Annotated in this window: 1 protein-coding gene; it reads left to right on the top strand. The window is 39.2% G+C overall.

Features of this window, described 5'->3' with window-relative positions; translation table 11 throughout:
* Window positions 1-462 (top strand): electron transfer flavoprotein subunit beta/FixA family protein (locus GB932_RS22345; protein ID WP_497755950.1); only part of this gene is annotated, 462 nt, incomplete at both ends.

The raw sequence follows: 462 nt of genomic DNA, 5'->3' as shown, positions 1-462 counted from the left end.
GCTGCTACAGAACCTGTAATCAGAAAAGCTTTGGCAATTGGTGCTAACGATGCAGTAAGAGTAAATCTTGATCCAAAAGACAGCTATTCTACAGCAAAAGAAATTGCAGCTGTAGCTCAAAACGGAGGATATGATCTTATCCTTTGCGGAAAAGAATCTATCGATTATAACGGAGGTTCGGTTCCTGGAATGGTAGCTCAGCTATTAAACCAACCTTTCGTAAACGCTTCAGTAGGATTAGACGTTAACGGAAGCGAAGCTACTGCAGTAAGAGAAATTGAAGGAGGAAAAGAAACTATTTCTGTAAAATTACCGGCAATTATTGCAGGTCAGAAAGGATTAGTAGATGAGAAAGATCTTATCATCCCGAATATGAGAGGAATTATGTCTGCAAGAACAAAACCTTTGCAGGTAGTAGAACCTTCTTCTTCAGAAGTAAAAGTTCAGGGAGTATCTTATGAC

The sequence above is a fragment of the Microbacterium karelineae genome (assembly GCF_009745985.1).
Lineage (GTDB): Bacteria > Actinomycetota > Actinomycetes > Actinomycetales > Microbacteriaceae > Microbacterium > Microbacterium karelineae.
Note: the sequence above shows the minus strand (reverse complement) of the source record. Positions and strands in the feature narration are given on the sequence as shown.